1 protein-coding gene is annotated in these 10,631 nt (G+C 52.2%); it reads left to right on the top strand.

Translation table 11 applies throughout. The annotated features are described in order from the left end of the window. A partial coding sequence (locus ACY692_RS12885; RefSeq protein ID WP_462325782.1) for a cadherin-like domain-containing protein occupies positions 1–10,631 on the top strand: 10,631 nt, incomplete at both ends.

Raw genomic sequence — 10,631 nt, 5'->3', positions numbered from 1 at the left:
TAACAGACGTCGAAGCCGGGGCATCCGATATCGTGTACACTATCACGGCATTGCCGACCTCTGCCGGTGCCCTCAAACTCAACGACACAGCACTGAATGTAGACGATACCTTTACTCAGGACGACATCGACAACAACCGCATCACCTTTGTCCACAACGGCACAGAGCCGTCCGCTACCGGCTCCAGCCTGACCGTCAGTTACTCGGTAACGGATGAAGTGGACGGTCTGGGCACAAACGAAGCCCGTTCGCTGACCATCGATGTATCGCCTGTAAACGATGCGCCGGAACTTACGGTCAACGCAGCGACAGTCACCCAGGGCGAAGGTGAAACACTTGGCTTTACTGATTCCATCCTCTCCGTCGCTGATCCGGACAATACCAATGCCCAATTGGTATTCAAGATAGAATCTCTTCCCACGGAAGGTAATCTAACTATCAATGGTGCACCTGTGGGCATTGGTTCAACCTTTTCCTATGCCCATGTGGTTGCGGGAAATGTTGTTGTTTACACACATGACGGCGGAGATGTTCTCTCTGACTCCTTTACTGTCAGCCTGCGCGACGGCGCAGGCGGTGTTGTCGGCGATGATACTCCTGTTGCTGTCGATATCACCATCAATCCGGTCAATACAGCTCCCTACTTGAGCGGAGACCATGTATGGAACAGCGCCGACGGAAGCACCACAAAAATTTATCTCTCGCTGGATGAAGGCGCATCCGGAGTGGCTGTTTTTCCCAATACCGCGTTCAATGATGCAGAAACAGCAGACACGGCAAACCTTACCATCCAAATTGTAACTCTCCCGACAAGCAGCGAAGCTGAACTGTACTATGGTGAAACCAAAATCACCCAGGCAATGGTTGACTCAGATGGAGGATACACCTTCTCGGCGGACACCAAAGACCAGTTGACCATCAAGCACGTCTCTTCCGAGCAGGAGAACCCGCCGGATGTCAGTTTCACCATCAGGGTGACTGATGACGATGGCTCCAATCCCCTGTCCCACGATGCCACAGTCAACGTCGAGCTTCAGCCGGTCAACGACAATCCAACAGGAACTTCAGGAAGCACTCCCCTTGACGAAGGTGAGTATGTCAACATTACGACAGCGTTACTGAATGCAGATGATGTCGATACCGAGAATTCTGATCTTGTTTTCAGCCTGGATGACGTACCGGACTATGGATATCTTTTCCTTGACGGAAGCCCAGTCGGAGCAGGAGCAACCTTTACTCTGGGTGATATCACAAGCGGCCTCCTTGTTTACCAACATGACGGCACAAGCCTTGCTTCCGATTCTTTCTCTGTCACGCTTCGCGACGGAGAAGGTGGCAGCTTCGAAGATGGCGCAGAAACGCCTCTGACTGTTACATTTACTATAAACAATACAGGTGACGCAGGTGCCAATGGAACATACGATACAAGCGGTCCAGTCGGAGATGGTGGAAGCATCAACCCCGGTACAGGAACAGGAACAGATCCGGACACGGAGTTAGACAACCAGGTAACTACCGGCACTGAGCAGTTCGTCACCAACGAAGATACGGCTATTGAGATTTTGGAAGGTGAGCTCATCGCCAATGACAGCGGAGATCTGCCACTGAATATCATTTCCGTTCAAGACGGAGACAATGGCACCGCAGTGCTGGACGGAGATACAGTAACCTTCACGCCTGCAGAAAACTTTAATGGATTCGCATCGTTTACATACACGGTTGAAGATCAGGATGGGGACAGTGCCACTTCGACTGTCACAATCATGGTCCTGGCCCAGAATGATGCCCCGGTGCTTACGACAGGCACTCAGACCGGATTCGACGAAGGAGCAATTGTTCAGGTCAACAGTGACGCTTTGGATACAAGCGATGTGGACAACCCGGATTCAGAGCTGATCTATACCCTGACCCAGCTTCCCGACACCACCCCCGATGCTGATGAGCAGGACAATCCCGGGACGCTCTACTATGATGAAACCCCTGATACGGGAATTTATAATGGCGATGAGCTGGACGATGATGTCCGCGAATTACGTGTCAACGACACCTTCACCCAGGCGGATCTGGATGCCGGTAAAATCAAATTCGACCATGACGGCTGGGAAGATCATACAGCGACCTTCAACTTCACGGTAACCGATGGGTCGGAAAATGTTTTGTCCGGCACTGCCACTTTGCAGGATACACCGGTTAATGACCGACCGTATATCAACCAGGATTATACTTCAACGGAGGTTTCCGGTGATGATGTCATAGTAGACGAAGGTGACGAGGTCATAATTGATGAGGTTTATATCAAAACCCATGATGTGGATAGAAATGTTGAGGGGAATTATACCGACACACTGACATTGAGCATCACGGACCTGCCGGATTACGGAACGCTTTGGTTGGACTCCAACAGTGACGGAACATTCGACACGGAAATCACCGAGGCCAACAAGGCTACAACCACTTTCACCCAAGCCCAGGTTAACGACAACCGCCTTAAATACGTTCACGGAAACAACGAACAAACAGCCGACAGCTTTGTCGTTCAGGTCCAGGATGACTCCGGAGTATCAGAAAATGATACAAATACTGCAACGATCAATATAGGAATTATCAATCTCAATGATGATCCAACTCAGGAAGTTTTAGGTACAGCAACAATCTATGAAGGTCAGCAACAAACAATTCATACCTCAGATTTGCTTGATGCTGCTGATGTAGATAATACAGATGATCAGATCCAGTTTCGTATTACTGACAACGTGGATCATGGTCAATTAGTCAAACTCGATATCATAGATAATGTCTTACAGGAGACAGGAGTAGTTCTTGGAGCCAATAGCGTATTCACGCAGGCGGAATTGAATGCTGATAGAATTGTATATCGTCACGATGGCACTGAAGTCGACAGTAATGCAAACACAGTAGATGATTCTTTCAACTACACCATTTCGGATTCCGGCGGTGGAAATGAACCACAAGGCACTTTGAATATCAAAATCGACGGCATCAACGACGCCCCGACCATCGAAGTCACAGATTCCTTCAGCGGTTCGGAAGATCAGGCCATCGCCATCACCGGCATCACCATTGATGACCCGGATGCGGTGGATGAAAACGGAGACGTCATTGCGGACTTTGCTTCCACAGACAACATGGCGGCCACACTTACCGTTACCAGCGGCACGTTAAACGTGACTGCCACTGATTCCGGTACGGACTCTGACATCGGTGTCCCGACCCTGAACGGCAACGATACAACCTCCCTGACCATCACCGGCACACTGGCCGACATCAACGCCACTCTGGCCACCCTGGCCTACACCGGCGATCAAAACTTTGTTGGCACCGACACGATCAATATCACCGTCAAGGACGGGGGCAACACCGGCACGGACCCGGATCTGACCGGTTCGGGAGAGACTCTGGAAGGGCTGACCTTCAATCCGGCCCTTCCGAGTGACGGAAGCTCCGACACAACTTTCGAACAGGCCACTGCCTCCATTTCTGTCACGGTGAATGCGGTCAATGATGTGCCGGTCAACACCGTACCGACTTTGCAAAGCGTGGACGAAGACATCCCGCTCGTTTTCTCTTCCGATAACAATAACACCATTACCATCCATGATCCGGACATTGCCGACGGTGGTGACTACGAGGCCGTCGTCACCCTGAGTGTGGAACACGGAACTCTTACAGCCACGGCATCCGGCTCGGCAACGGTTGATAACAGCGGCAATTCCACCATCACCATCACCGGATCCAAAACCGATATCAATGCTACTTTGGATGGTCTGAGTTATAAGGGCGTTGCAGAATATTACGGGCCTGATGAGCTCACCATCGTCACCCGGGATCAGGGTAACTTCGGCCTCGGTGGAGAAAAAAGCGATACAGATACCGTAGCGATCACCGTCAATCCTGTGAATGATATCCCTGAATCGACAGCGGTTACAGCCTCCGGTCCAGAAGATAACAATCTGACTTTCAGCCTGGACGGCAGTGATGTGGATTCAGGCCAAGATCCCATAGCCGATGACGCACAGCTCACTCATTATGTTATCAATACATTGCCGGACAACGGTACCTTGTACGCTTCTGATAACACCCAAATCAGCGAAGGCGACACCATCACCGTGGCCCAGGCCACAAACATGTATTTTGACCCCGATGAGCACTTCAACGGGGTGGTAAGCTTCACCTTCAGCGCCAAAGACGAGGCAGAGGCGATAGATACCACCCCGGCCACAGCCTCGCTGACCATTAACGCCCGCAACGATGCACCGGTTCTCAGCGGGGGCGAAGACACCATCGCCTTTACAGAAGGCACGGGATACGGCGACCTGGGTACTTCCGTCATTCTCAATACCGCTCAAGACATCGGTATTACGGATCAGGAAATCACCGAGGACAGTGCACCGCAGGCTACTGATGACTTTGATGACGCCTATGTCACTGTAAGCCGTGACGGAGGCAGCGTTGAAACCGATCGCTTCCAAGTGATTAATAACGGAAGCGTAAGCGTAAGCGGTACCAATATCAGCTATACCGGCATTGACTCTCCGGTTGCCACCATCACCAACGACAGCAGTTCCGGAACCCTGGTGGTCACCTTTACGGAATATGCCAATCAGAACGCCGTCCAGGCTGTCCTTCAGTCTATCGCCTATAATAGCGTTGCCGATAACGAAGAAGGTGATATTCAAGTTAATATGGTCTTCAATGACGGCAATACCGATAATGCCCAGGGAGACCAGGGAAGCAAAAGCAGTAACACCTTATCTTTTACCGTTAACAAGACCAACCTCAACCAGCCTCCGAGTTTTGAGGGAGACGGGCTGATAACCCAGGCCGAAGGTGATACCGACGCTGCCGGAAGTACTATTGCGGACCTGATGACCGACAACTTCAGCGATGTAGACGTCCCCTTATCCGGCTCATCCTTGGCCGGAATCGCCATCACTGCGGATGCCGCTGATCGAGTAAATGAAGGCTGGTGGGAATACTCTTTGGATGGAACTACTTGGTACGATGTCACACCGGCAGACGGCAGCTCTGACCCTGACAATGACAACGCCCTCATGCTCTCTGCCGACACCCAGCTCCGTTTTGTTCCTGTGGGTGACTTTAACAGCACCCCCGACGGCAATCCCGGCAAATTGACAGTCCTGGCCGTGGATAACAGCGTGACAACAACATTCACCACTTCCGGCACCCCTGTTCATGTGAATGTTTCCGCCCTGGCTGACCCTGATGATGCAGAAAGTGCCATCGGCTGGAAAGACGACACTGCCAACTATATTGAAGCAGAAATCACCCAGATCAACGATCAGCCTGAAATCCTGTACCTCTCCGCAACGGGTGAGGCTCTTGAATTTTCAGAGGCCATCGGGACCAATGCGGCCGGTGCTCCTGTTCTTCTGGATAGTCTGGCTGGAGATGGCGGTGAGGATGACCCTGATGAAAACACAGATGCCCAGATTGTGGATGTGGAACTCACCATCCGTGACGAGGCCACCTTTGAAGGCGCCCGGTTGGTAATCGGAGCAATTGATGGCGATGGAAACACTGATCTTGACTCCAGCGATCTGTTTGAAATCGCAATCGCCAATGGTGTCAGTCTGTCCGGTACACCGGCAGGCGTTGAAGGAGTGACCCTTTTTGCTGATGGGGCCACTATAAAGTATAACGGTACAGCTGTCGGCACCCTGACCCAAAACAGTGTCAGCGATGGTCAGCTGGTTATCACCTTTAATGAGGACGCATCTTCTGAAGCCGTCAACGCCATTTTGCGCAATATCGCCTACTCCAATGACAATGATGTACTGGTAACCGGCTCAAAAGACATTCAGGTGCAGTTTTTTGACGGCAACGGTATTGGAGAGGGCAGCCAGGGCACCGGCGGTGAATTGCATGCAACGGCCACCATCGGTGTCAATCTGAGTGCAACCAATGACTCCCCTCTCCTTTCCTCCGGAGTCACTCTGACAACTTCAGAGGAAGATCCAATCACCCCAACCACTGTCGGTGATCTGCTGGATACCAAATTCAGCGATCCGGATAGCGCCACCAACAACCAGCTCTCAGGTATCGCCATTGCCGGATTTGACGATAAGGAGCTTGGTGAGTGGCAGATCAACCTGGGCACTTCCGGAAGTCCGGACTGGCAGTCCCTTAGCACCATAAGTGGAAATATAACTGGCGGGATCAGTGCATCCGATGCCCTGCTGGTAGCCCGGGATACGGAAATTCGTTTTGTCCCTGATTCCAACGACAATACTGCCGGACTGACTGGCAGCGACCTTCCTTCCTTGAGCGTTCACGCTGTGGAGGCCCAAGCTGCTGACGGTGCCGTACATACAGCAGATGGTCAGGGAGCCGAAGCGATAGATACATTCACCACTGATGCCGGTTCGCCGCTGGTGTACAATACCACGACAGACACCAGTGAATCCCGAGTCTCGGATGATGCGGTGACCATTGATGTCACTGTGGCCAGGGAAAATGATGCTCCGGTATTTATCGCCACGCTTTTTAGCGGCACGGTTGTAGAATCTGCAGTAGCAGATCAAGGAACTGATTGGGAGCCACTTCTGACCGGCATTACTCTGACCGATGTTGACCCCGCTACCACAGCTACGCTGGGCAATGATGTATTTGGCGGCGGATCGCTCACCATATCCCTGACAGACCGTGTAGTGGGCGACAACTTCCAACTCGCCGGCACGTTCGGAGAAGATCAGGGTGTTTCAAGCCTGAACAACGCAATCGATTCCACGAACGACTTTGTCATTACGTTTACTACTAACGCCACCTTTGACCAGGTTAAGGCTGCCCTGGCAGCAATCCAGTATTCCAACACTCAGGATAACCCTCCGGCAGGGGAAAGAGCCTATACCGTCACCATCAACGATGCAAAAAATATCGATGCCGACGGCGATGATGCCGGTGATACGGCCCAGGATGTAACCCTGACCGGCGGAAGCATCACCATCACCGACCAGAACAATCCGCCCGAAGTAACTGCAAACGGACTGTCACCTGATTTTACAGAAACTGAAACCGCAAGTGATGCGACTGCGGTATCTCTTTTTGATTCCGCAGTGGTCGATACCATTGATACCGGCGATAAAATCACCGAGCTGGTTTTTACGGTTTCCGGTCTGGCTGATGGCGATGCCGAGAAGTTTACCATTGATGGGGTGGAGATCAATCTGACCAACAACGCCACGGGCAGCGGTACAAACGGTTCTATCGGCGTCACGGTTTCCGGCACCACAGCCACCGTCACCTATACCGCTACTTCTCCCATCGACGAAACAACTGCGGCCGGTCTTATCAACGGATTGGCGTATCGAAATACCTCAGATGATCCCACCGCCGGTGATCGTGTGGTCACTATCTACAGTGCCCAGGATGATGGCGGCACCGATGGCTCAGGTGCCGATACCACAACCAATATCGGCATCAAATCCACAGTGACGGTGATACCCAGCAACGATGCCCCCGACCTCACAGCAACAGTTGACGGAACGTTTACGGAAGGTGATGCTGCGCCGCTACAGTTCCTGACCGGCATCAACGTTAGCGATGTCGACACAACTCACTTTAATAACGGCAGCCTGACTGTTGCGCTCACCGCATATTACACTGATGATACATTAAGTATTGTAGATGGCAACAATATCTCCGTAGATGGATCCAATAACGTTATCTATAACAGCCAGACAATCGGCACTGTCAGTGGCGGAAATGAAACGAATCTGGTCATCAGCTTCAATTCGGAATATGCAACTCCGACTGCCACTCAGGCCCTTTTGGGTCAGATCGCATTTTCAAGTTCCAGCCAAAACCCCACTTGGGCGGGTGATCATGAAACCCGAGAGGTAACCGTCACTCTGAACGATGGCGGCAACTCAGGAACTGGTACCGGCAGCACCTCCAGCGATGCAGGAAGTACCTTCACCGAGACCTTTACCGTCGTCGGCATTAACGATGCCCCCACCCTCACCAATTTGGATGACACATCAGCCACGACCTACATCCAAGCCGGTGATGCGGTAGTAATTGATGCCGATGCCGTGCTGAGCGACCCTGACCTTGAAGCCTTGAATGAAGGCATCGCTACCGGCAATTGGAACGGCTCTACATTGACCATTGCCCGAAATGGTGTAGCCAGTGCGGAAGATATTTTCAGCGCCACCGGCAGCTTAAGTTCGATTTCAGAGGCCAGTGGTAACATCGTGGTTTCCGGTACCACTATCGGGACCTACACCAATAGTAACGGAACGCTCGAGTTTATCTTTAATTCAAGTGCCACCACAGAATTAGTCAATACAGCCCTAAACAGCATCACCTATAGCAATAATGTGACGACAGCGGGCAATCTTGGTTACGATCATGTTGATTTGGATTTCACTTTTGACGACCAAAACAGCAATAACACCACCAGCGGAACCGTTGGGCTCGGCCAGGATCAGGGCAGCGAGGGCCAAAAAACGGTCAGCGGCACCATCACCGTTAATATCGATCGCTTGCCGGTGGGCGTAAACGATGCCAACAGCGTTGATGAAGGCGAGGCCATTACAGACACAACAACGACTTCCGGCAACGTGCTTACGGGTGTGGGGAACACTGAAGATGCTGGAGCGGATAGTGACCAGGATATATTTGAAGGAAGCACGAGGACTGATTCCCTTGTAGTAACCAATGCCAAAGACGCATCCGATGCCGATTACACGGCAGTAACTACCAACACCACCATCAATGGAGATTATGGAACCCTTACTATCAGTAGCGACGGCTCCTATACCTACTCGGTAAACAACGAGCTTTCAGCTGTCCAAGCCTTGGCCGTTGGCGAAAGCCTGCCTGACACCTTCACCTACCAGGTTCATGACGGCGTTAGGGGATATAATACTGCAACGGTGACCATCACCATCAACGGCACCAATGATTTACCGACAGTGAGCGTCGATCCCGGAAGCTATACGCCCAACGAACAACTAAATGCCGCTGAGCAGGATCTCTCGTCGACAGGAACGGTCATCTTCAATGATGTCGATGCCAGTGATGTGATCGACATTTCCACAAGCTACAACAACGACATCGCGTGGACAAAGGCGGATGACTCCTCTGCCGGAAGCCTTGAGCCCGATCTCATTACCGCATTGACCACCGGTTCGGGAACCGCCCCCTTCTCCGCGACGGCGACCGACGCAGCTGCTCCGGGAACCACTGCCTGGAACTACGCGGCCAACGACCTGGATCTCGATTTTCTCTCCGCCGGTGAAAAAATAAGCTTCAGCTATACCGTCACAGCCAAGGACGACAGCGACGCGACCACCACCGCAACCGTCACCGTTACCATCAACGGCACCAACGACAACCCAACCGTAGAAACAACCGCTACCACTGGCGTATCCGAAGCCATCGATGCCTCGGCCCAGGATCTTTCCGACAGCGGTACCCTTGAGTTCAATGACATCGATTTCAATGATGTCGTTGATATCGCTTTTGTATCCAAGGGAAACATTGCCTGGAGCGGTGGCGCCATCGATAGCACCTTGGCGTCCGATCTTGTCGCCGGCTTCAGTGTCGTTTCTGTCACCGATGCAGCCGCACCTGGTGACACCAATTGGAGTTACTCTCTGGATGACGCGGATCTGGATTTTCTGGCCAAAGACGAGACCATCACCTTCGGCTACACCATAACGGCAACGGATTCCCAGGGAGGTACAGGGACCACGGATGTGGATTTCACCATCACCGGGACCAATGATCTCCCGGTAATAAGTGGAGGCCCCGCAACGGCAGGAGTTACCGAGACAGATTCAGGGGATCTCACTACAAACGGATCGTTCACGATTGGTGACCTGGATACGACCGACGTTGTGAACATGACCCGTGAGGTGACATCAGTCACTCAAAAAGATTCCAGTGATCATGTAATGGGCACTGATACCAGCGTACCCGACAACACTGCGCTGACAAACATGCTTTCGATCACGGCCCAACCCGTCCCCGACAGCACTGAAACGGGAACTGCAAACTGGGTTTTCGACTCCGGCACGGAGACATTCGATTTCCTTTCCACAGGTGAGACCCTGGCCATCAAGTACACGGTGACCGCAACCGACAGCGAGGGCACAACCGATACCGAAACCATCACCATCACGGTCACCGGCACCAACGACGAGCCGGTCATCACCGCCACCGATGTCACAGGTGCCGTAATAGAAGACAGTACCTCCGGCGATCCGCTGATGCTGCGTGACAGCGGTTCAATCAGTTTTACGGATGTGGATACTACCGATACATCCGACGTCACGTTGAGTAGTGTGGTCACCAAGACTGCGGCAGATGGTGTGACTCTCTCGGATGAACTGAGCGCCGTATTGGATTCTGCATTAACCATCAATGGGGCAGGTGTTGACAGCGCTGCGAATAGCGGCACCGTGAATTGGGATTTTGCTCTGGATAATGATCTCACACAATATTTTGCTGACGGAGAAGTTGTTACAGCAGTATACACCATCAGCGTTAATGACGGAGATTACACAACTACGCAGGATATGACCATCACCATTACGGGTACCAACGATGCTCCTGTGATCACTGCCGTTGATGTCTCCGGCTCT

It is taken from the genome of Desulfoplanes sp. (assembly GCF_054921335.1).
This window is presented reverse-complemented; position numbering and strand designations above follow the sequence as displayed.